Annotated in this window: 25 protein-coding genes and 2 other annotated features; all 25 genes read left to right on the top strand. The window is 42.1% G+C overall.

Going from position 1 to position 21,918, the window contains the following annotated elements:
* The first annotated feature begins 676 nt into the window (after positions 1 to 676).
* A complete protein-coding gene (locus EV207_RS15440; RefSeq protein ID WP_132747058.1) occupies positions 677 to 1,384 on the top strand; it encodes an MgtC/SapB family protein in 708 nt (235 codons plus the stop codon).
* A 93-nt stretch (positions 1,385 to 1,477) separates the two neighbouring features.
* Positions 1,478 to 1,936, top strand: a complete 459-nt coding sequence (locus EV207_RS15445) for a CtsR family transcriptional regulator (protein WP_132747059.1) — start codon at positions 1,478 to 1,480, stop codon at positions 1,934 to 1,936.
* 72 nt (positions 1,937 to 2,008) lie between these two features.
* Positions 2,009 to 2,527, top strand: coding sequence for a protein-arginine kinase activator protein McsA (mcsA, locus tag EV207_RS15450; protein ID WP_132747060.1), 519 nt, complete (start codon positions 2,009 to 2,011; stop codon positions 2,525 to 2,527).
* A complete protein-coding gene (mcsB, locus tag EV207_RS15455; protein WP_132747061.1) occupies positions 2,524 to 3,606 on the top strand; it encodes a protein-arginine kinase McsB in 1,083 nt (360 codons plus the stop codon). The genes mcsA and mcsB overlap by 4 nt, the downstream gene beginning before the upstream one ends.
* Before the next feature lie 16 nt (positions 3,607 to 3,622).
* Entirely contained in the window at positions 3,623 to 6,070 is a 2,448-nt protein-coding gene (clpC, locus tag EV207_RS15460; RefSeq protein ID WP_132747062.1) for an ATP-dependent protease ATP-binding subunit ClpC, read from the top strand.
* A gap of 214 nt (positions 6,071 to 6,284) precedes the next feature.
* The gene (gene radA, locus EV207_RS15465) at positions 6,285 to 7,691 is read left to right on the top strand and encodes a DNA repair protein RadA (RefSeq protein WP_132747063.1); all 1,407 of its coding nucleotides are present in this window, start codon (positions 6,285 to 6,287) and stop codon (positions 7,689 to 7,691) included.
* Positions 7,654 to 8,721 (top strand): DNA integrity scanning diadenylate cyclase DisA, encoded by a 1,068-nt coding sequence (gene disA / locus EV207_RS15470; RefSeq protein ID WP_132747064.1) that lies wholly within the window; start codon positions 7,654 to 7,656, stop codon positions 8,719 to 8,721. The genes radA and disA overlap by 38 nt, the downstream gene beginning before the upstream one ends.
* 214 nt (positions 8,722 to 8,935) lie before the next feature.
* Positions 8,936 to 10,048 (top strand): PIN/TRAM domain-containing protein, encoded by a 1,113-nt coding sequence (locus EV207_RS15475; RefSeq protein WP_132747065.1) that lies wholly within the window; start codon positions 8,936 to 8,938, stop codon positions 10,046 to 10,048.
* 84 nt (positions 10,049 to 10,132) lie between these two features.
* The gene (ispD, locus tag EV207_RS15480; protein ID WP_132747066.1) at positions 10,133 to 10,846 is read left to right on the top strand and encodes a 2-C-methyl-D-erythritol 4-phosphate cytidylyltransferase; all 714 of its coding nucleotides are present in this window, start codon (positions 10,133 to 10,135) and stop codon (positions 10,844 to 10,846) included.
* Positions 10,824 to 11,291, top strand: coding sequence for a 2-C-methyl-D-erythritol 2,4-cyclodiphosphate synthase (ispF, locus tag EV207_RS15485; protein ID WP_132747067.1), 468 nt, complete (start codon positions 10,824 to 10,826; stop codon positions 11,289 to 11,291). The genes ispD and ispF overlap by 23 nt, the downstream gene beginning before the upstream one ends.
* 50 nt (positions 11,292 to 11,341) lie before the next feature.
* Positions 11,342 to 12,811 (top strand): glutamate--tRNA ligase, encoded by a 1,470-nt coding sequence (gene gltX, locus EV207_RS15490; protein WP_132747068.1) that lies wholly within the window; start codon positions 11,342 to 11,344, stop codon positions 12,809 to 12,811.
* 67 nt (positions 12,812 to 12,878) lie between these two features.
* Positions 12,879 to 13,097, top strand: a binding site (T-box leader).
* 55 nt (positions 13,098 to 13,152) lie between these two features.
* Complete coding sequence (gene cysE, locus EV207_RS15495; protein WP_132747069.1) at positions 13,153 to 13,821, top strand: serine O-acetyltransferase; 669 nt, start codon at positions 13,153 to 13,155, stop codon at positions 13,819 to 13,821.
* A complete protein-coding gene (gene cysS, locus EV207_RS15500; RefSeq protein ID WP_132747070.1) occupies positions 13,802 to 15,208 on the top strand; it encodes a cysteine--tRNA ligase in 1,407 nt (468 codons plus the stop codon). Before cysE ends, cysS begins: the two co-directional genes overlap by 20 nt.
* A gap of 3 nt (positions 15,209 to 15,211) precedes the next feature.
* The gene (locus EV207_RS15505) at positions 15,212 to 15,634 is read left to right on the top strand and encodes a Mini-ribonuclease 3 (protein ID WP_132747071.1); all 423 of its coding nucleotides are present in this window, start codon (positions 15,212 to 15,214) and stop codon (positions 15,632 to 15,634) included.
* Complete coding sequence (gene rlmB / locus EV207_RS15510; protein WP_424511378.1) at positions 15,624 to 16,367, top strand: 23S rRNA (guanosine(2251)-2'-O)-methyltransferase RlmB; 744 nt, start codon at positions 15,624 to 15,626, stop codon at positions 16,365 to 16,367. The genes EV207_RS15505 and rlmB overlap by 11 nt, the downstream gene beginning before the upstream one ends.
* A gap of 3 nt (positions 16,368 to 16,370) precedes the next feature.
* Positions 16,371 to 16,877 carry an NYN domain-containing protein gene (locus EV207_RS15515; protein WP_132747072.1) on the top strand — a complete coding sequence of 169 codons (507 nt, stop codon included), beginning with the start codon at positions 16,371 to 16,373 and terminating at the stop codon, positions 16,875 to 16,877.
* A gap of 57 nt (positions 16,878 to 16,934) precedes the next feature.
* Positions 16,935 to 17,603 (top strand): RNA polymerase sporulation sigma factor SigH, encoded by a 669-nt coding sequence (sigH, locus tag EV207_RS15520; RefSeq protein ID WP_207902963.1) that lies wholly within the window; start codon positions 16,935 to 16,937, stop codon positions 17,601 to 17,603.
* A gap of 136 nt (positions 17,604 to 17,739) precedes the next feature.
* On the top strand, positions 17,740 to 17,889 hold the full coding sequence (gene rpmG, locus EV207_RS15525; RefSeq protein ID WP_132747074.1) for a 50S ribosomal protein L33: 150 nt from the start codon (positions 17,740 to 17,742) through the stop codon (positions 17,887 to 17,889).
* A gap of 35 nt (positions 17,890 to 17,924) precedes the next feature.
* Positions 17,925 to 18,119, top strand: a complete 195-nt coding sequence (gene secE / locus EV207_RS15530) for a preprotein translocase subunit SecE (RefSeq protein WP_132747075.1) — start codon at positions 17,925 to 17,927, stop codon at positions 18,117 to 18,119.
* 50 nt (positions 18,120 to 18,169) lie between these two features.
* Positions 18,170 to 18,703, top strand: coding sequence for a transcription termination/antitermination protein NusG (nusG, locus tag EV207_RS15535; protein ID WP_132747076.1), 534 nt, complete (start codon positions 18,170 to 18,172; stop codon positions 18,701 to 18,703).
* A gap of 140 nt (positions 18,704 to 18,843) precedes the next feature.
* On the top strand, positions 18,844 to 19,269 hold the full coding sequence (gene rplK / locus EV207_RS15540) for a 50S ribosomal protein L11 (protein WP_165886968.1): 426 nt from the start codon (positions 18,844 to 18,846) through the stop codon (positions 19,267 to 19,269).
* 106 nt (positions 19,270 to 19,375) lie between these two features.
* Complete coding sequence (gene rplA / locus EV207_RS15545) at positions 19,376 to 20,065, top strand: 50S ribosomal protein L1 (protein ID WP_132747078.1); 690 nt, start codon at positions 19,376 to 19,378, stop codon at positions 20,063 to 20,065.
* Positions 20,066 to 20,117: 52 nt separating this feature from the next.
* Positions 20,118 to 20,264, top strand: a sequence feature (ribosomal protein L10 leader region).
* 44 nt (positions 20,265 to 20,308) lie between these two features.
* Positions 20,309 to 20,806, top strand: a complete 498-nt coding sequence (gene rplJ / locus EV207_RS15550) for a 50S ribosomal protein L10 (RefSeq protein WP_132747079.1) — start codon at positions 20,309 to 20,311, stop codon at positions 20,804 to 20,806.
* 64 nt (positions 20,807 to 20,870) lie between these two features.
* On the top strand, positions 20,871 to 21,236 hold the full coding sequence (gene rplL / locus EV207_RS15555) for a 50S ribosomal protein L7/L12 (protein WP_132747080.1): 366 nt from the start codon (positions 20,871 to 20,873) through the stop codon (positions 21,234 to 21,236).
* 83 nt (positions 21,237 to 21,319) lie between these two features.
* On the top strand, positions 21,320 to 21,916 hold the full coding sequence (locus EV207_RS15560; RefSeq protein ID WP_132747081.1) for a class I SAM-dependent methyltransferase: 597 nt from the start codon (positions 21,320 to 21,322) through the stop codon (positions 21,914 to 21,916).
* Positions 21,917 to 21,918 lie beyond the last annotated feature (2 nt).

Consider the following 21,918-nt stretch of genomic DNA (forward strand, 5'->3'; position numbering starts at 1 on the left):
GTATAAGTGCTCCTCCACTTCGTTTTGTCGCAAGGCAGCAAAGAAGTGTAGCAAGCAGTAGCCTTTCTGACGCACATAAGTGCACTGGCTAAAGATGTAACATCCTGTTACAACGCCAGTACTAGCACGTCCTGTGCGTCGCAACTACGCCTCTGTCTTCACCAAAGGCTCACCAATCGGCGAGTTTTCTTTATGCACTTTATAGGTTTTTTGATTATTTTTATTGAGCATCGATTATTCATTTAAAAATTAAAATCACCATTTAATTTATATAGGTTTATCAAAGGTCGGGAAATGATTCTTCTAAACGACTGCCCCCTTGTATTATTAACGCATGATAATTATCTTTAAACCCCATATCTATTCACTAGTGTTAGGTCAACCAATTCTAATTTTATTCATATCATGGTCCTTAAAATAAACAGCATAATGATTTTCTCCGTCCGCATAAGGGTGTTTCCTGGGTATAGGATGGTGATTCCTCTGTCCCTTAGTTCTTCGGTTTACCTGTCTTTCGGATGTTGGGTGAAAGGCAAGGTGATTAAGCCATACACGGCTCTGAGAACACACAATCTGTCCAAAATCGGCTATCGTTCCTTTTTCGTATCTGTTGTGAACTGAAGGAGATTATGACAACATATAATTACGATAGTAGGTTTGAGAGGTGGGATGTTACATGTCTTTTGATTGGCTTCAAAGCGACACAATGATTATTACAATGAGGTTATTGATTGCAGCATTTTTGTGTGGGTTAATCGGTTTGGAAAGGGAGGTAAAAAGGCATCCGGCAGGCTTCCGAACACATCTGTTAGTGGGGTTGGGGTCGTGTTTATTAATGATTTTATCCTTGTATGGTTTTAAGGAATTTATAAATTACCCGTCAGACTTTGCAGTGAGGTATGACCCCTCGAGAATTCCTTCTTATGTTATAAGTGGAATCGGCTTTTTGGGAGGCGGAACAATACTCGTCCACGGCATTACCGTAAGAGGTCTTACAACCGCAGCCTCAATCTGGATTGTGGCAGGCATAGGGCTTGTTGTTGGGATTGGCATGTATTATGTTGCAGTTTTAACAACAGTTATTGTTATTTTAAGTTTAATCTTCTTAAATAAGTGGGAGAATGTATTTATCAAGACGGCACATAAAGAAACACTTTATTTATTAGTATCAAATAATAAACCAAGTTTATCAAATGTCCTTGAAATCCTTGAAAGCTATCATGTGAAGGTCGATAAAGTTAATGTCGAAAACCATGGTGACACTGATCAAATGCTTTTAAAATATCGGTTTGTCACTATTCTTCCTAATGATAAGACCTTCCCGAAACTTTATGATGAATTAACCCAAATTGATGGTATCCACAAAGTTTTTACTGAAGAATAGGCTACTTTTTTAAGTGAATCAGTTGATAATTTTGAAAAGATGATTATAATTAAAGTCAAAGATAGTCAAAGTCAGAAGGGAGGCGCATAAGAGATGAAAAATGTTTCAGACATTATAGAGCAATATATCAAGCAGATTCTGAGCAACGGCAATGTCATTGAATTGAAACGCAGTGAGCTTGCTGAAAAATTCCAATGCGTCCCTTCGCAGATAAATTATGTTTTAAAAACACGTTTCTCGATTGAACGGGGTTATATCGTTGAAAGTAAACGGGGCGGTGGAGGGTATATCCGTGTTATAAAGGTAAAGCCAAATACTGATGCTGAATTAATTAATGAAATGATTGAGCTCATTGACATAAGGATGACACAAAATATATCGCAATCAATGATCATTCGTCTTCTTGAAGAAGGGATTATAAGCAAAAGGGAAGCACGTCTAATGGTCAGCGCTATTGACCGTTCCGTTTTAGACTTAAGTATCCCGCTAAGAGACGAGGTCAGGGCGAATATATTAAAATCTATGCTCCAGGCTTTGAAATATAAACTTTAATTAATGATTTGCATAAAAATAGTCCGGAAAAACGGATTAAAATAGATGCCAAATAGAAGGGAGACTAATACAATGGAATGTCAGGAATGTCATCTTAGGCCGGCAACGTTGCATTTTACCAAAATTGTAAATGGCGATAAGATGGAATACCATCTTTGCGATCAGTGCGCTAAGGAAAAAGGTGATGTTATGGCAGGATCCGGCAGTTTTTCGATTCACCATCTTCTATCAGGCCTGCTGAATTTTGAACAGCACGTTGGAGAAAATCATCACCATAATCATTCTGTCTTAAAATGTCCAAAATGTGGCTTAACTTATCCAGAGTTCGTTGAAATTGGAAAATTTGGTTGTGATGAATGCTATAAGGCGTTTCATGATAAACTTGACCCTGTTTTTAGAAAAGTTCATAGCGGGAATACAATGCATACCGGTAAAATTCCGAAACGGGCCGGGAAAAACATGAACATGAAACGGAAAGTCTCAACGTTAAAAGAGACATTACAGAAGCTCATTGAAGATGAAGAGTTTGAAAAGGCAGCTGAAATAAGAGATGAAATACGTGCGCTTGAAAATGGGAGGAATGATGAATGAGTCTGCAAAAATTCATTGATCAGGCCATTAGCCCATGGATGCAATCGGAGGGGCCTGACGCGGATATTGTATTAAGCAGCCGGATTCGTTTAGCTAGAAATTTGACCGATTTCGCCTTTCCGGTAAATGCTTCTAAGGATCAAAGGGAAAAGGCATTTCATTACATAAAGGAGCGATTGGAAAAGGAAGCATATCATTCTATGGGTCAGTTTGAATGGATCAATATGGATGGGTTGGAACCAATAGAAAAGGAAGTGCTTGTTGAGAAGCATCTTATTAGCCCCAATCTTATTCAATATTCAAATCATGCGGCTGTTTTAATCAACGAAAATGAGTCCGTTAGTATTATGGTTAATGAAGAGGATCATTTACGAATTCAATGTCTTTTTCCCGGCTTTCAACTGAATGAGGCACTGACGTTATCCAATGGTATTGATGATTGGCTGGAGGAAAAGTTTAATTATGCATTTCATGAAACAAGGGGCTATTTAACAAGCTGTCCGACGAATGTCGGTACGGGTCTGAGAGCATCTGTCATGGTGCATTTGCCGGCATTGATGTTGACCCAACGGATGAACAGAATTGCACCAGCCATCAACCAATTTGGGCTTGTCGTTAGGGGGATTTATGGTGAAGGCAGTGAGGCGCTAGGAAATGTGTTCCAAATCTCAAATCAAATGACACTTGGCAAATCAGAGGAAGACATCGTAGAAGATCTCAGAGGTGTCGTCATGCAGCTTATTCAACAAGAAAAGGCTGCTCGGCGTGATTTGCTTGATATGTCTAAGATCCAACTTGAAGACAGGATCTACCGTTCTTATGGTGTCCTTGCCTACAGCAGAATTATTCACTCCAAAGAAGCGGCAACATGTTTATCAGATGTGAGGCTGGGGATAGACCTGGGATTGATAAAAGGTGTTTCACGCAGTATTTTAAATGAATTAATGGTGCTGACCCAACCGGGGTTTCTGCAGCATTATTTCAAGGAGGCCCTTAGCCCAGATGAAAGGGATATAAAGCGTGCAACACTTATTCGTGAACGTTTGAATCTTGAAGATTTCCAAAAACCAACTGACTAAAGGAGGCTGAACACTTATGATGTTCGGACGTTTTACAGAGCGAGCTCAAAAGGTATTGGCACTTGCCCAAGAAGAAGCGGTAAGGCTGGGACATAATAATGTAGGGACGGAGCATATTCTTTTGGGGCTTGTCCGTGAAGGTGAAGGGATTGCGGCAAAGGCACTAAAGGCATTGAATTTAAGCCCGGAAAAGATCCAAAAAGAAGTTGAAACGCTGATCGGCCGTGGCAGTGAAAGTGTGCAGACCATTCACTATACACCGCGCGCCAAAAAAGTTATTGAACTTTCAATGGATGAAGCGCGCAAGATTGGCCATTCCTATGTAGGCACCGAGCATATCCTTCTAGGGCTGATTCGTGAGGGTGAAGGCGTTGCAGCCCGTGTGCTTAATAACCTTGGCGTAAGTCTTAATAAAGCAAGACAACAGGTTTTACAATTGTTGGGCAGTCACGAATCGGGGTCCTCTGGTCAACAAGGGAGAAGTGCTTCAAGTGCAAATACACCGACACTTGACAGTCTGGCGCGGGACTTAACGGCGACTGCAAAGGAAGGCGGTTTAGACCCTGTAATTGGCCGGAGTAAGGAAATTGAGAGAGTTATTGAAGTTTTGAGCCGTCGGACCAAGAACAATCCGGTATTAATCGGTGAGCCTGGTGTAGGTAAAACAGCTGTGGCAGAAGGGTTGGCGCAACAGATTGTCAACAACGAAGTTCCGGAGATTCTGCGTGATAAACGTGTGATGACACTTGATATGGGAACTGTTGTCGCAGGTACAAAATATCGCGGTGAATTCGAGGACCGTCTCAAAAAAGTAATGGATGAAATCCGTCAAGCAGGAAATATCATTTTATTCATAGATGAATTGCACACATTAATTGGGGCAGGCGGGGCTGAAGGCGCGATCGATGCATCAAACATTTTAAAACCGTCCCTTGCCCGCGGAGAGCTGCAATGCATTGGAGCAACGACCCTTGATGAATACAGAAAATATATTGAGAAGGATGCGGCACTTGAACGGCGCTTCCAGCCGATTAAGGTCGATGAGCCGACAAATACGGAATCCATATTAATCTTAAAGGGCTTGCGTGACAGATATGAAGCCCACCATAGGGTTAAAATTACGGACGACGCCATCGATGCCGCTGTCCGCCTTTCCGACCGTTATATCTCAGACCGCTTTTTGCCCGATAAGGCCATTGACTTAATCGATGAGGCGGCTTCAAAGGTAAGATTGCGTTCATACACTGCACCGCCGAATTTAAAAGAGCTTGAACAAAAACTTGAAGAAGTTAAGAAAGAAAAGGATGCAGCAGTTCAAAGCCAGGAATTTGAAAAGGCAGCTTCTCTAAGGGATACTGAACAAAAACTGAAGGAAGAGCTTGAGGTTACTCAGAAAGAATGGAAAGAGAAGCAAGGTCAGGAAAACACCGAGGTGACACCAGAGGATATCGCCATTGTTGTATCAAACTGGACCGGTGTTCCCGTGTCAAAACTTGAACAAGAAGAAAGCCAACGATTATTGAATATGGAAGAAATCCTTCACGAGCGTGTGATTGGCCAAGAGGAAGCAGTGAAGGCTGTTTCCCAAGCTGTGCGGAGAGCCCGCGCCGGTCTCAAAGATCCTAAGCGGCCCATTGGCTCATTCATCTTCTTAGGGCCGACAGGCGTTGGTAAAACAGAGCTCGCCCGTGCTGTTGCTGAATCTCTTTTCGGTGATGAAGATGCCATTATCAGAATTGATATGTCGGAATACATGGAAAAGCATACGACTTCAAGATTGGTCGGTTCACCTCCAGGGTATGTTGGCCATGACGAAGGTGGTCAATTAACTGAAAAGGTCAGACAAAAGCCATACTCTGTTATCTTGCTTGATGAAATCGAAAAAGCGCACCCGGATGTTTTCAATATTTTATTACAAGTGCTTGATGACGGCAGGTTAACGGATTCAAAAGGGCGGACAGTTGATTTTAGGAATACAGCCATTATCATGACATCAAACGTCGGGGCTAATACACTTAAGAAAAATAAATATGTTGGCTTTACTGTTCAAAGTGAAAACCACGAATATCAAGAAATGAAGGATAAGGTCATGGAAGAGCTCAAGCGGACATTCAGGCCGGAATTTTTAAACCGTATTGATGAGATCATTGTATTCCATGAACTTAATAAAGACCAATTGAAGCAAATTGTGACACTGCTTGCGGACCAGCTTAAGAATCGTCTCGAAGGGCAGGGCATTACAATTGAATTAACCGATGCAGCCAAAATGAAAATAGCTGAGGAAGGCTACGACCCTGAATATGGTGCCAGGCCGCTGAAAAGGGCCATTCAACGAAGAATTGAAGACCGTCTCTCCGAAGAATTACTAAAAGGCAACATTACCAAGGGGACAGCGGTAACAATCGATTATCAAAATAACGAATATGTTGTTGTTGACAAAACGGAGGCTGCAGCAAACAAATAATACGAAGTTAAAGCCAAGGGCATGGTCACCCCTTGGCTTTTTTCATAAATATAAAACCTTTTTATCGATCAAAACGTATAAAGGATAAGGTGTTTTTCCCATTTGTGTGGAAAATGTCTTCAAAATGAAACATAAGATGTTGACGGTAAAAGCGTTAAAATGGTATTGATGTGGTAAAATTGGGGCTAAGAGCATGAAAAAGGTGGGTTAATAAATGGCAAAGCAAAAAACAGTTTTCTTTTGCCAGGAATGTGGATATGAAAGTCCAAAATGGATGGGAAAATGCCCGGGTTGCAATCAGTGGAACACGATGGTTGAAGAAAAGGTCAGCAAGGTTCAATCGGGCGGGAAAACCGTCAAAAAGAAAGCAAATAAGGCAACACCAATAAATTGCATAGAGTCGGAGAAGGAACCAAGGGTATTAACGAAGATGAACGAGTTAAACCGGGTACTCGGCGGCGGTGTTGTACCGGGCTCACTTGTTCTTGTCGGCGGCGACCCGGGCATTGGCAAATCAACCTTGCTGCTTCAAACGTCCGATCAGCTCGCGTCGTTGGGTAAAAAGGTTTTGTATATATCCGGTGAGGAATCCATAAAACAAACAAAAATGCGTGCTGAACGCTTGGGAATTCTATCGGACAACTTATATGTACTGGCTGAAACCGATATACATGAAATAGAGGAAAGAATGCGGGATGTATCACCTGATTTCCTTGTGATTGATTCTATTCAGACCGTCTATAATACTGATGTGGCTTCCGCCCCGGGAAGTGTAGCGCAGGTCAGAGAATGCACCGGGCAATTGATGCGAATAGCTAAGAGCGAAGGCGTTGCGACATTTATTGTTGGCCATGTAACCAAGGACGGCGCGATTGCGGGGCCGCGTCTGCTTGAACATATGGTTGATGCAGTGCTGTACTTTGAAGGTGAGAGGCACCATACTTTTCGAATTTTAAGAGCGGTCAAGAACCGTTTTGGATCAACGAATGAAATGGGCGTTTTTGAAATGAAAGAATCCGGATTGGTTGAAGTGGCAAACCCGTCTGAAGTCTTTTTACAAGAAAGGACAAACGGCGCCGCTGGATCGACAGTTGTTGCCGCGATGGAGGGAACGAGGCCCGTATTGGTTGAAATTCAGGCTTTAATTTCACCGACAAGCTTTGGCAACCCCAGACGAATGGCCACAGGACTTGACCATCACCGTATTTCCTTGTTAATGGCTGTTCTTGAAAAAAGGGTAGGACTTCTCTTGCAAAATCAGGATGCTTACATTAATGTAGCAGGCGGGATTCGTTTGGATGAACCAGCGACAGATCTTGCTGTCGCGATTAGTATTGCATCAAGTTTTCGCGATCAATTGACACAGCCGGCGGATGTCTTTATAGGAGAAGTGGGTTTAACCGGAGAAGTAAGGCGTGTCTCGAGAATTGAACAAAGGGTTTTTGAAGCCAGTAAACTCGGTTTCAAAAAGGCGTACATACCGGAAAAGAGTCTGGACGGATGGACTTTTCCAAAGGGTATGGAAGTCATAGGCGTTTCTTCTGTGAAAGAAGCGATGGACTATGCGTTGGGAGGAGCAACACATGAAACAAAAACAGCAATTTATCAATCAGATACTTAAAATGGTCGCACCGGGGACCTCATTGCGCGATGGCATAGATAATGTCTTGCGGGCGGAAACAGGAGGGCTGATCGTTGTAGGCTATGATGATAAATTAAAGGGCATTGTCGAGGGAGGCTTCTCAATTAATTGCCCATTTACCCCGGCGAACCTTTACGAATTAGCAAAAATGGATGGTGCTATCATCCTAAATGAGGAAGCGAAGGCCATTTTGCTGGCTAACACACAGCTTGTGCCTGACTCGGGCATTTCCTCTGTTGAGACAGGTATTAGACATCGAACCGCAGAGCGTGTGGCAAAACAAACCGGTAATTTGGTGATCTCCATCTCACAGCGCAGGAATGTGGTGACCTTGTATAAAGGGCTTTTTCGCTACTCATTAAAAGATATTGGCGTCATTTTAACTAAGGCTAATCAGGCTATGCAAACCCTGGAGAAATACCGCTCGGTTCTGGATAAGGATCTTGTTAATCTTGGAGCGCTTGAATTTGAAGAGCTTGCTACCTTTCAAGAAATCACACAAGTTATTCACCGGATTGAAATGGTATTGAGGATTAGGGATGAAATTAATATATATATCAATGAGCTTGGAACAGAAGGCCGCCTAATTAAAATGCAAATGACTGAATTAATCAAGAATGTTGAACGGGAAGCAGAATGGCTTATCCGCGATTATATGCACGATGAAACGGGAGACATAGAAGGCATATTAGAGCAGTTAAGGCCCCTGCCCAATGAAGACCTTTTAAATGAAAATATAATTATAAAAGTATTAGGGCATACCCCTCACGAGAACCAAAGCGAAGAGGTTGTGTTTCCTAGAGGCTACCGCGTGTTGAACCGTATTTCAAGATTACCGCAATCCATCATAAAAAATTTAATCGAGAAATTTGGCAATATGAATAATATTGTCAAAGCATCCATTGCTGAATTGGATGAAGTGGAAGGAATCGGCGAAAAAAGGGCCAAGAAAATTAAGGATGGACTTGAACGCATTCAAGAGCAGCTGTTTATTGATAGGATTGTATAATTATTGACTAATGTATTAACTTTATTGTAAGATATAATGTTATTATTGACACGCTTTATTTCCTTATGATAGGTTATATTTGTAGTATTATGGAAATTGAAGTGAGATAGTAAAAGGTGAAAAAGCTTGACATTTATGCTAATTATGTAAATTTCACGATATTAAGTTTCAAATTCAGCAATTTGTCTATAATGGTAAAAGGAGGTGACCAAGGATGATGAAAAGAATGATCCAATTATTTTTCATTATTTTAGGCGGGACACTCGGATTTGTATATATCCCTATGATAATAACAGTATTAAACTTTGGAGACAGCATACCAGCTTGGCTTCATTCACCATATACCGGAGCGATTTTAGGTTGTATTATCTTTTTCTTATTGACCTTCTGGTTTGTTGATACCTTGGTGGGGACGATCAAAATGTTTGAGGAGAAAATTGTAAAGGCTCCTGTAACCGATGTGTTGTTTGGTACATTAGGTCTTGTCATTGGTTTGATTGTCGCATTCTTGATCCAAATCCCTTTGGAAAAACTAAATATCGTTGGTATTAGTACCGTATTACCGATCTTTATTTATCTGTTCTTAGGTTATTTCGGATTTCAAATTGGTTTCAAAAAGCGAGATGAACTTATTAATCTTTTTCACATTTCACCCAGGTCGAGGGACCGTAAGAAGGATGCCGGCGAAAAGGATGATGAAAATTCTGCAGAAACCGGGAAAATGCTAAAGATTTTAGATACAAGCGTCATTATCGATGGACGCATTGCTGATATTTGTCAGACCGGATTCTTAGAAGGGGTTATTGTTATTCCGCGTTTTGTTCTGGAAGAACTTCAGCATATTGCCGATTCATCGGATGTTTTAAAAAGAAACCGAGGAAGACGGGGACTGGACATACTTAACAAAATACAAAAAGAACTTGCTGTTAAGGTTGAGATTTATGAGGGCGACTTCGATGAGATTTCTGAGGTGGACAGCAAACTTGTAAAACTGGCAAAGCTTGTCTCGGGTATTGTCGTTACAAACGACTTTAACTTAAATAAAGTTTGTGAGCTGCAAGGCGTTTCGGTTCTTAATATTAACGATCTAGCCAATGCTGTTAAGCCTGTTGTCCTTCCAGGAGAAGAGCTTAAGGTACAAGTAATAAAGGATGGAAAAGAGCAGAATCAAGGTGTTGGCTATCTTGATGATGGGACGATGATTGTAGTGGAAGAAGGGCATAAGTATATCAGCAAGACAATCGATGTGATTGTCACAAGTGTTCTTCAGACGTCAGCGGGGCGAATGATTTTTGCCAAGCCTAAAGTTTTAGAACAAGCTTTATAGTATCAACAAATAACGATAACACGATTATAAGCGGCGGATGAATTCCGCCCTTTTTTCCGTGTAGCTGGTTCACCGGGGGTTATCATGAATTATGATGTTGTCATCCTTGCTGCTGGAAAAGGGAAACGAATGGGCGCAGGGAAAAATAAAATGCTGCTTGAAGTGGCGGGGATTCCGATTATTCTCCATACACTTCTTGCTTTTGAAAGTGATAAGGCATGCTCAAGGATTGTTTTAGTTATCAATGAAAGTGAAAGAGATATCTTTAGCTCTTTTCTATCCCATTTTAATATAACAAAAGTCGTGAAAATGGTACAAGGCGGAACTGAACGGCAGGACAGTGTCTATCAAGGGCTTAAGGTCTTGAGTGGTGAGGGGATTGTCCTGATCCATGACGGAGCAAGACCCTTTGTGAAAAAGGAGAGTATTGCTCGGGTCACTGAAACCGCGAGAGATGAGGGTGCGGCGATTCTAGCAGTCCCAGTTAAAGATACGATTAAAAAGGTGTTAGACCACAAGGTTCAAGAAACCGTTGAACGATCAGATTTGTGGGCAGTGCAGACACCGCAGGCCTTTCGTCTCCCGCTTATTTTAGCAGCCCATCGGACTGGATTGCAAAGGGGGCTGCAGGCAACTGATGATGCCTCGCTGATGGAACAAACCGGACAAACTGTTGCTGTGGTGGAGGGTGACTACCAAAATATTAAAATCACAACACCAGAAGATATGCTCATTGCTGAACAATTTATGCGGAATAAGAAGGGGTCGGTGCAGAATGAGAATCGGGCAAGGATTTGATGTACATGAATTTTGTGAAGATAGACCATTAATAATAGGCGGCGTAACCATTCCCCATGAAAAAGGACTTCTCGGCCACTCTGATGCTGATGTTCTGCTGCACACGATTAGTGATGCGCTGCTCGGTGCCATTGGCGAGGGAGACATCGGCAAGCATTTTCCAGATAATGATCCGGCATACAAAGGCGCTGATTCTAAAGAATTGCTGAAGGAAGTGTGGCGGTTTGTTAAGGACCAGGGCTATCATCTTGAAAACATTGACAGTGTCATCATCGCGCAAAAGCCCAAAATGGCACCTTACATTGAAGAAATGAGGGCTGTTATTGCTAAATTGCTTGAAGTGGATGCCCGAAGGATTAATATTAAAGCAACGACAACAGAAAAGCTTGGGTTTACGGGAAGAGGAGAAGGCATAGCAGCGCAGGCGGTGTGTCTGCTGGTATAAACCCTAGTTCAGTGCTAAAATAGATGATACTAATAGATGGTGGTGGATGAATAATGAATGATATAAGAGTAAGATATGCCCCAAGCCCAACGGGACATTTACATATAGGCAATGCACGAGCTGCAATTTTTAACTATTTGTTTGCCAGAAGCCAAAATGGAAAATTTATTATTCGGGTTGAGGACACAGACCAAAAGCGGAATGTCGAAGGCGGTGAATACAACCAACTAGAATATCTTAAATGGCTTGGCGTCGATTGGGATGAAAGCGTCGATGTCGGCGGTGACTATGGCCCATATCGCCAAATGGAACGGCTGGATCTATACAAAGAGCATTGGCAAGCGCTCCTTGACAAAGATCTCGCTTACAAATGTTATTGTACGGAAGAAGAGTTGGAAGAAAGCCGCGAGGAACAGTTGGCTCGCGGAGAAATGCCCCGGTATTCAGGAAAATGCCGCCACTTGGCTTCTGATGAGCAGGAGCGCCTTGAAGCGGAAGGGCGAAAGCCGAGTATCCGCTTTAGAGTCCCGCAAAATAAGACATATAGCTTTGATGATATAGTTAAAGAAACGGTTTCTTTTGATTCAAATGGTATTGGTGACTTTGTTATTGTCAAGAAGGATGGTATACCGACTTACAACTTTGCTGTTGTTATTGACGATCATTTGATGGCGATCTCCCATGTATTAAGAGGAGAAGACCATATTTCCAATACACCAAAGCAGCTTATGATTTATGAAGCCTTTGATTGGGCTCCTCCAGTGTTTGGCCATACGACATTGATAGTTAACGAACAAAGGAAGAAGCTTAGCAAACGAGATGAAAGCATTGTTCAATTTATTGAACAATACAGTGAGCTTGGGTATCTGCCTGAAGCATTATTTAATTTCATCTCATTATTGGGATGGTCCCCAAAAGGCGAGGAAGAGATTTTCACCCGCGAAGAGTTAATTAACATTTTCGATTCGGAGCGGCTAAGCACATCACCAGCGGTCTTTGATCCAATGAAATTAGCTTGGCTGAACAACCATTATATTAAGGAAGCGAACCTGGATACTGTTGTTAATTTAGCCTTGCCGCACTTGGTCAAAGCCGGAAAGTTGCCGGAGAAGTTAAGCGGTGAACAGGAAGCGTGGGTAAGAGAGCTGATAGCCCTTTATCAAAAAGAATTGCAGTATGGCTCAGAAATTGTTGAGTTAACAGAGTTGTTTTTTAGAGATGACATCACATATAATGAAGAAGCAATGGCTATTCTTAATGAGGAACAGGTTCCGGAAGTACTGAAAACCTTCAGTGAAGAATTGCAAAGCTTAGAAGTGTGGACGCCTGAAGACATTAAGAAGAAAATAAAGGCGACACAAAAGGCAACAGCGCAAAAAGGCAAAAAGTTATTTATGCCTATCCGTGTGGCAACAACCGGCCAGATGCATGGCCCTGAGCTGCCGCAGTCCATTGCCCTGCTAGGGAAAGACACTGTCGTAAGCCGCTTGAATGATTTAGTCCAAAGTCTCGAAAAGTAATCACGTTTTGATTTTAAATTGATATATTAATACATCATCTAAAAAAGTATAGTTCAAAAAAGATCTATAAAAAATGTTGACGAGGATAGTAGGATAGATGCCCCTTTCCGAGTAGAGAGAACCATCACCGGCTGAAAGTGGTTTGGGAAAGAATCTATCTGAATTGCCCCTCTGAGTCCCTTGTTGAACCTGAGTAGGCAAGGGCGGCTTACAGCCGTTATCTGGTAAAGTGGAGAGTAAGATTTACTCAAACAGAGTGGGACCGCGCCATTTAAGCGTCTCTGTGTCATGTGACATAGAGGCGCTTATTTTTTGTTAGAAAAAAATGGGAGGGTTATTAAATGCCAAATATCCTTCGGGAAGATTTAGAAGTGGTTTTTGACCAGGACCCCGCTGCCAGGAATTATTTCGAGGTCATCTTAACATATTCAGGGCTTCATGCCATTTGGTCCCATCGCGCGGCTCATTGGTTCTGGAAGAAACGGTTTTTTTTCCTTGCGCGATTGTTATCGCAGATCAGCCGTTTTTTTACAGGGATAGAAATTCATCCAGGCGCAAAAATCGGGCGGCGGTTTTTTATCGACCATGGCATGGGAGTAGTTATTGGGGAAACGTGTGAAATTGGCGATAATGTCACGATATTCCAAGGTGTAACGCTTGGAGGGACAGGTAAAGAAAAAGGAAAACGGCACCCGACGCTTGGCAATGATGTTCTAATTTCTTCCGGGGCTAAAGTGCTCGGTTCCATCACAATTGGCAATGATTCCAAAATCGGTGCGGGATCCGTTGTCCTTAAGAATGTTCCGGATCATTCAACGGTTGTGGGGATACCAGGCCGGGTTGTTCGGCAAAATGGTGTTAGAATAGATCACGATCTAAACCACGGTGATTTGCCTGATCCGATTGCGGATAAATTAAAACAAATGGAAAGCCAGATTAATCAGTTGGAAAATGAGGTAAAATCTTTAAGAGAGAAAGGTTGTGATTCCGATGGCGATTCAGGTTTATAATACATTAAATAGAAAAAAGGAACCTTTTAAAACAATCGAAGAAAATAAGGTTAAAATGTACGTTTGTGGGCCTACTGTCTACAACTATATCCATATCGGCAATGCCCGGCCGGCGGTTGTTTTTGATACAATAAGGAGATATCTTGAGTACCGCGGCTATGATGTTTTGTATGTATCAAATTTTACCGATGTGGACGATCGGTTGATTAAGGCATCCATTGAGCAAGGTGATTCTGTTTTAAATATAGCCGAAAGGTTTATCAATGCTTATAAAGAAGATGTCAATGCATTGAACGTGAGAGAAGCTGATCTTCACCCGCGGGCAACGGAAACAATGCCAGAGATCATTGCTTTTATTCAAAAGCTTATTGACAAAGGCTATGCCTACGAGGCTGGCGGTGATGTTTACTTCAGGACCAGGAAGTTTCAAGGATACGGCAAGCTGTCACATCAATCGATCGATGAATTGAAAGTTGGCGCGAGAATTGATGTAGGTGAACACAAAGAGGACCCCCTGGATTTCACCTTGTGGAAGGCAGCGAAACCTGGTGAGATAACCTGGGAAAGCCCATGGGGTGTCGGACGTCCGGGTTGGCATATTGAGTGCTCGGCAATGGTCGAAAAGTACCTTGGGGATACGATTGATATTCACGCTGGCGGACAAGACCTTACTTTCCCGCACCACGAAAATGAAATTGCGCAGTCTGAAGCCCTGCACGATGATATGATGGCGAATTACTGGCTTCATAACGGCTACATCAAAATAAATAATGAAAAAATGTCTAAATCCATTGGGAATGTGATCCTGGTCCATGAATTGGTCAAAAAGTATGACCCTAACGTCGTAAGATTCTTTATTCAAACGGTTCATTACCGACACCCAATCAATTTCAATGATGAGCTGCTTAGCAGTGCAGAACAGGCTTATGATCGGCTCCGGACCACATATTACAATCTATTGCATCGGTTACAGCACAGCGCCGACTTGCTGGAAACAGATGAGAGGAACGCGTGGATGGAGACAATTAAAGGCCTTAAAGATCGCTTCATTGCTGAAATGGATGATGACTTTAATACAGCAAATGGAATTTCTGTCTTATTCGATGCCTCTAGAGAAGCGAACAAACTGTTGCAAGACAAAAACTCTTCCAAAGAGATTTTAGAGGCGTATTTAGCGCTATTGGATGAATTAACTGGCGTTTTGGGACTGTCATTGGCAAAGCAAGAGGAACTTCTCGATGAAGACATTGAAAATCTGATTAGCCAACGGGAAGATGCACGAAAGACACGCCGGTTTGATGTTGCCGATCAGATTCGGGATGATTTAAAGGATAAGGGCATTGTCTTGGAAGATACACCGCAGGGCGTCCGATGGAAAAGAGTGTAGACGATGGAACAAAAGAGATTAGAACTCGCGGGCATCGGCTCGCTGGCATTAGCGTACATGGGAGATGCCGTCATAGACTTACATGTTCGCCGTGCTTTGATAAAAAGTGGACAAGTAAAGCCCAAACAGCTTCATAGACTGGCCGTAAAATATGTTTCAGCTAAGGCGCAGGCTGCTTTTCTTCACCAGCTTTTTGAAGAGAGTTTTTTAACTGAAGAGGAAGAAAAGATCGTAAAAAGGGGAAGAAATGCAAAATCAGGTACTGTCCCCAAAAATACAGATGTCCAAACTTACCATTACAGCACAGCGTTTGAAGCTTTAATCGGATATTTATACTTTCTGGAAAACGAAAACCGTATTGATGAAATAATGGATAAAATGCTTGGAATCAATCAGGTTGAAAGGAGTAAGTCAAGTGGGCGATGAATTTATCATGGGCCGACACCCGGTAAGCGAGGCTGTTAAGTCAGGAAGAGGAATAAATAAAATATGGATCAATAATCAAAGCCAGGGATTAAGCCAATCGTTATTTGACCAAATAAAAGAAAAGGGCATCACGGTCCAATATGTCCCGAAGAAAAAGCTTGACCAACTCGTTCAATCACCACAGCACCAAGGCATCGTTGCTTCAATTGCCGCTTATGAGTATGCAGATCTTGACGACTTATTCTCCCTTGCGGATAAACGGGAGGAACAGCCGTTTTTTATATTACTAGATGGTGTAGAAGATCCGCATAATCTTGGCTCGGTGTTAAGAACGGCTGACGCGGCGGGAGCACATGGGGTGATTATACCCAAACGGCGGGCAGTTGGACTGACGTCAACTGTAGCCAAGGCGTCAACTGGTGCAATTGAATATATACCTGTCGCTAAAGTGACTAACTTAGCAAGGGCTATGGATGAGCTAAAAAAGCGAGGCGTATGGTTCGTTGGAACAGCTGCGGAAGGTGATCGTGATTATAGACAGGCGGACTGTGACATGCCGCTTTGTCTAGTGATCGGTAATGAAGGGAAGGGCATGTCACGGCTTGTCAAGGAAAAATGTGACTTTCTTATTAGTATCCCTATGGCGGGCAAGGTGACCTCCTTAAACGCCTCAGTCGCCGCAGGCCTGTTAATGTACGAGGTCTATCGAAAGCGTCATGGGCAAGGTGAATGACCAATGGATATTTTACTGGTTGACGGCTATAACGTCATTGGAGCATGGGAGGAGCTACGTGAAATAAGAGCATCGGATTTTGCCGGGGCCAGGGACCATTTAATTGGCAAAATGGCTGAATACCAGGCCTACACGGGGTGGCGCGTTATGATTATTTTTGACGCCCATCTCGTACCTGGTATTGAATCCAGGAAGCTTCAATCCCGTGTTGAAGTCATTTATACCAAGGAAAAAGAGACTGCTGATGAACGGATTGAAAAGCTTGTCGGTCAGCTCAAAAATGTTAAAACACGTATTCATGTAGCAACATCCGACTATACTGAGCAATGGACGGTTTTTTCCCAAGGCGCCTTAAGGAAGTCTTCCAGAGAACTTTTAATAGAAACTGAGAAAATTGAAAAGCGGATTAGTGAGGATATTCGCAAAAATCATGACAAAAAAACGAGGGTCACCATCCACCTCGACCATGAAATGGCAAAAGTTTTTGAAAAGTGGCGGAGAGGTTTTTGAAATTTCTTGACGATTTAAAATTTTTTGCTGTATAATATTGCTATAATAGGCACCGTCATGGTCGGAGGGATTTGTGTGAGTGTGGACCCTAAAGAGACTACCCATGCAAGATTCGAAGAACTAGAGGATGAACAAGTCGTTGAATATGTACAAGTTGGTGATATTCATGCTCTTGAGCACTTGATTTTTAAGTATAAGAATTTCGTGCGGGCTAAGGCGAAGTCGTACTTTCTTATCGGTGCCGATCGTGAAGATATCATTCAAGAAGGAATGATAGGGCTCTATAAAGCGATCAGGGATTTTAAAGGGGACAAACTGTCTTCTTTCAAAGCCTTTGCTGAACTATGCATTACCCGTCAAATGATAACAGCTGTAAAGACCGCAACAAGGCAAAAGCACATCCCGCTTAATTCTTATGTATCGTTGGACAAGCCTATTTATGATGAAGAGTCTGATCGGACATTATTAGATGTTATTTGCGGGTCGCGGGTGACCAATCCGGAAGAATTATTGATTAATCAGGAAGAGTTTGATGATATTGAGCTTAAAATGACTGAAATATTAAGCGATTTGGAACGGCAGGTCCTCATGCTGTATCTAGATGGCCGTACTTACCAGGAGATTTCTGTGGATCTTAAGCGCCATGTTAAATCAATTGATAACGCTTTACAACGCGTTAAGCGCAAGTTGGAACGCTACCTTGAGCTTAAAGAAATCAGTCTATAACAGGGGCTAACCCTGTTTTTTCATTTATTGACAGGCTCGCCTTCCCTATGATACATTGTAACCATCATTATATTGGGCGGTTTTATGTACAGTTCATTAGAAGGCTTAAGCAGAAATCGCTGAAAAGGTGTTTAGTATGAGAAAGAAAATTATATTGGCTTGCTCCATTTGTAAGCAAAGAAACTACACATCGACAAAGAATGCGCGCACCAATCCGGAGAGGGTTGAAGTTAATAAATTTTGTAAAACATGTAATGAACATACATTGCATCGTGAAACAAAATAAACTTTTAATTATGGTGTTGGGGGTTATAAAGGCTAATGACAGGCATCGTAAAGGGTACAGGGAAGTTTTTCCGCAACGTCGTCACTGAAATGAAAAGGGTCAGCTGGCCAACACGCAAAGAGCTGACGGGCTACACAATTACGGTCGTTGTCACCGTTGTTTTTTTAACGGTGTTTTTTGCGCTTATAGATTTAGGTATCTCTGAGTTACTGAGACTTATTTCTGAATAATAACCTTTGGGTGAGTTGGTTAGGGATTATAGGTTTGGAGGAAATAATTTATGGAGAAAAACTGGTATGTTGTCCACACATACTCTGGTTATGAAAATAAGGTAAAAACGAATCTTGAAAAGCGCGTTGAATCAATGGGGATGTCTGATAAAATCTTCCGTATTCTTGTTCCTGTAGACGAAGAGACAGAGATTAAGAATGGGAAGAAAAAGACAGCATTGAAAAAGGTGTTCCCTGGCTATGTGCTGACAGAAATGGTTATGACTGATGACTCTTGGTATGTTGTGCGTAACACGCCTGGTGTTACGGGCTTTGTTGGTTCAACAGGAGCTGGTTCCAAACCAACCCCCCTTTTACCTGATGAAGTTGAAGCGATCCTTAAGCAAATGGGCATTAAGGAAGCAAAAGTGGATGTTGATTTTGAACTCAAAGAGCAAGTAAGAGTCAATGAGGGACCTTTTGCTGATTTTGTCGGCACAATAGAAGAAATTGATCCTGAGAAAGAAAAAATTAAAGTCCATGTGAATATGTTTGGCAGGGAAACGCCGGTTGAATTGGACTTTAATCAAGTTGAAAAAGTTTAAAGGCACTTGCATTCTGTATTCAATGATTGTATAATTTTCTTGTTTGCAAGGTTTACCTGTCGCCATTATGAATAAGAGATATAGGCGAGTAGTGGGAGGGTTATCCCGTTACCACATCACGGACTAAGGAGGTGTGTCTCGTGGCTAAAAAAGTCATTAAAGTTGTTAAATTGCAAATTCCTGCTGGCAAAGCTAATCCAGCTCCGCCGGTCGGTCCAGCCCTAGGTCAAGCGGGTGTCAACATTATGGGTTTCTGTAAGGAATTCAATGCTCGTACTTCTGATCAAGCTGGTTTGATTATTCCTGTAGAAATTTCGGTATTTGAAGACCGTTCATTTACTTTTATAACGAAAACCCCGCCAGCAGCTGTTCTTCTTAAGAAGGAAGCTGGCATCGAATCGGGATCCGGTGAACCAAACCGCAACAAAGTTGCAACACTTAAGCGCGACAAAGTTCGTGCGATTGCAGAACAAAAAATGCCGGATTTAAACGCTTCTGATGTAGAATCTGCCATGCGGATGGTTGAAGGTACTGCCCGGAGTATGGGCATTGTCATCGAAGACTGATCCCGCAAAAGACTAATTTTGCATCGAAAGGTTGCGGGTCTTACTTGCTCGCAACCTTTATTTGGTGGGAGGTATAACCGTTAAAACCACAAAGGAGGAAAAGAGAATGACTAAAAGAGGCAAGAAATACCAAGAAGCTGCTAAAGTCATTGATCGCCAAAAGGCTTATGATGTTAGCGAAGCTGTAAAATTGATTAAGGAAGTCGCTCCAGCAGCGTTTGACGAGTCTGTTGACGTAGCTGTTCGTCTTGGAGTTGACACTCGCAAAAATGACCAGCAGGTGCGCGGTGCGGTTGTTTTACCTCATGGTACTGGTAAAACACAACGCGTTTTGGTGTTTGCGAAAGGTGAAAAGGCAAAAGAAGCGGAAGCAGCCGGTGCTGATTATGTAGGCGAGTCAGAGTACATCGAAAAAATCAACCAAGGTTGGTTTGATTTTGATGTAATCGTAGCAACCCCTGACATGATGGCTGAAGTTGGTAAGCTTGGCCGTGTCTTAGGACCAAAAGGTCTTATGCCTAACCCTAAAACTGGCACGGTAACTTTTGAAGTTGAAAAGGCAGTTAACGAAATTAAAGCAGGTAAAGTAGAATACCGTGCTCATAAAGACGGAAATGTCCATGTGCCAATCGGTAAAGTATCATTTGATGATCAAAAGCTTGTTGAAAACTACAACACATTAATTGATATTCTAATCAAAGCAAAGCCTGCAGCTGCTAAAGGAACCTACATTAAAAACATCGCTGTTTCTTCAACGATGGGTCCTGGTGTAAAGGTTACAGCACCTGCCAAATAAATTTTAGTTGACATCGATTTGTAAAACCAATATAATAACATTGGTTTGAAAATAAAATATAATGAACATACCGTAGACAGCAGGAGCGTAATTTACGCTTAAATCTCCTGCCGAGGTGCTTGTGAGACTCTAGATAACGTTGTTAGATAGATTATCCGTGCCTTCATGTCTATGACATGAAGGCTTTTTTAATATAAATAGCCCTCGATATATTGGTGTGATCCTAATTAGGAGGTGGAAAAAATGAGCGTCATTGAAGCCAAGAAACAAATCGTTCAAGAAATCAGCGAAAAGTTAAAGAACAGCGTATCAACCATTGTTGTCGATTATCGCGGTTTGACTGTTGCGGAAGTAACTGAACTTCGTAAGCAGCTTCGTGAAGCTGGTGTGGATTATAAGGTGTATAAAAATACGATGATTCGCCGCGCGACCGCTGAAGCTGGTCTCTCAGACCTAGATGAATTTTTGGTTGGTCCGACTGCTGTAGCTTTCAGTACAGAAGATGTTGTTGCTCCGGCAAAAGTTCTTCATAATTTCGCAAAAGAACATGATGCATTAGAAATCAAAACGGGTGTGATTGAAGGCTCAATCGCAAGCGTTGATCAAATCAAAGCACTTGCAGAGCTCCCATCAAGAGACGGCCTGCTTTCTATGCTGCTTAGCGTCCTTCAAGCGCCAATCCGCAATTTTGCATTGGCTACGAAAGCTGTGGCAGATCAGAAAGAAGAGCAAGGTGCCTAACCCTAATTTAACAACAAATTGTATTTAAACTAATAAACATTAATTAACTAAGGAGGATTTATCCATGACTAAAGAAGATATCATTGGCGCAATTAAAGAGATGTCTGTACTTGAATTAAATGATCTTGTTAAAGCAATTGAGGAAGAATTCGGTGTAACTGCAGCGGCTCCAGTAGCTGTACAAGGCGCTGGCGGCGGCGAAGGTGCTGCTGAGGAAAAAACTGACTTTGATGTTGTTCTTGCAAGTGCTGGAAGCTCAAAAATCAAAGTTATTAAAGTGGTTCGCGAAATCACTGGTCTTGGTTTGAAAGACGCAAAAGAATTAGTTGACAACGCTCCAAAAGCAATCAAAGAAGGCGTTGCTAAAGAAGAAGCTGAAGAAATGAAAACTAAGCTTGAAGAAGTAGGCGCTTCTATCGAGCTTAAGTAAGCTCACCTTAAAGCCCGCCTTTGCAGCGGGCTTTTTTTAACCCCAACCAACCTTTTGATATCTTTTTAGAGCCGGGTGATATAATGAGTGACCATTACTATTCTAAAAAGCCCCAAACTGAAAGTTGTCCCATTTCCTTTAACACTTCACTAAGAGGCATATCATTGTCATTTTTAACCGACAGAGGTGTCTTTTCAAAAGGCGATATTGACTTTGGATCAAGATTGCTCGCAGAAACATTCCAATTACCTGAAATTGATGGATCTATTCTTGATGTAGGTTGTGGCTATGGACCTTTGGGTATTACAATTTCCAAGGCGTTTCCGAATCGCGAAGTAACAATGATCGATATAAATGAACGTGCGGTAGGACTTGCTAAGAACAACGCAGAACGCAATGACGCTAAGGTGACGGTTGTGCAAAGTGATCTTTTTGAAAACGTTTCAGGTAATTATGCTGCGGTTATAACAAACCCTCCAATAAGAGCGGGAAAGCAGATCGTCCATAATGTATTTTCCGGTGCTTATTCACTTTTATCAGATGAGGGGGAACTTTGGGTAGTGATTCAGAAAAAGCAGGGAGCACCTTCAGCACTTGAGGCCTTGGGAGAGCAATTTGGGGAAGTTGAGACTGTAGTTAAGAAAAAAGGCTATTATATTATCAAGGCAAAAAAGGTTTGACG

The sequence above is a fragment of the Scopulibacillus darangshiensis genome (assembly GCF_004341035.1).
GTDB lineage: Bacteria > Bacillota > Bacilli > Bacillales > Sporolactobacillaceae > Scopulibacillus > Scopulibacillus darangshiensis.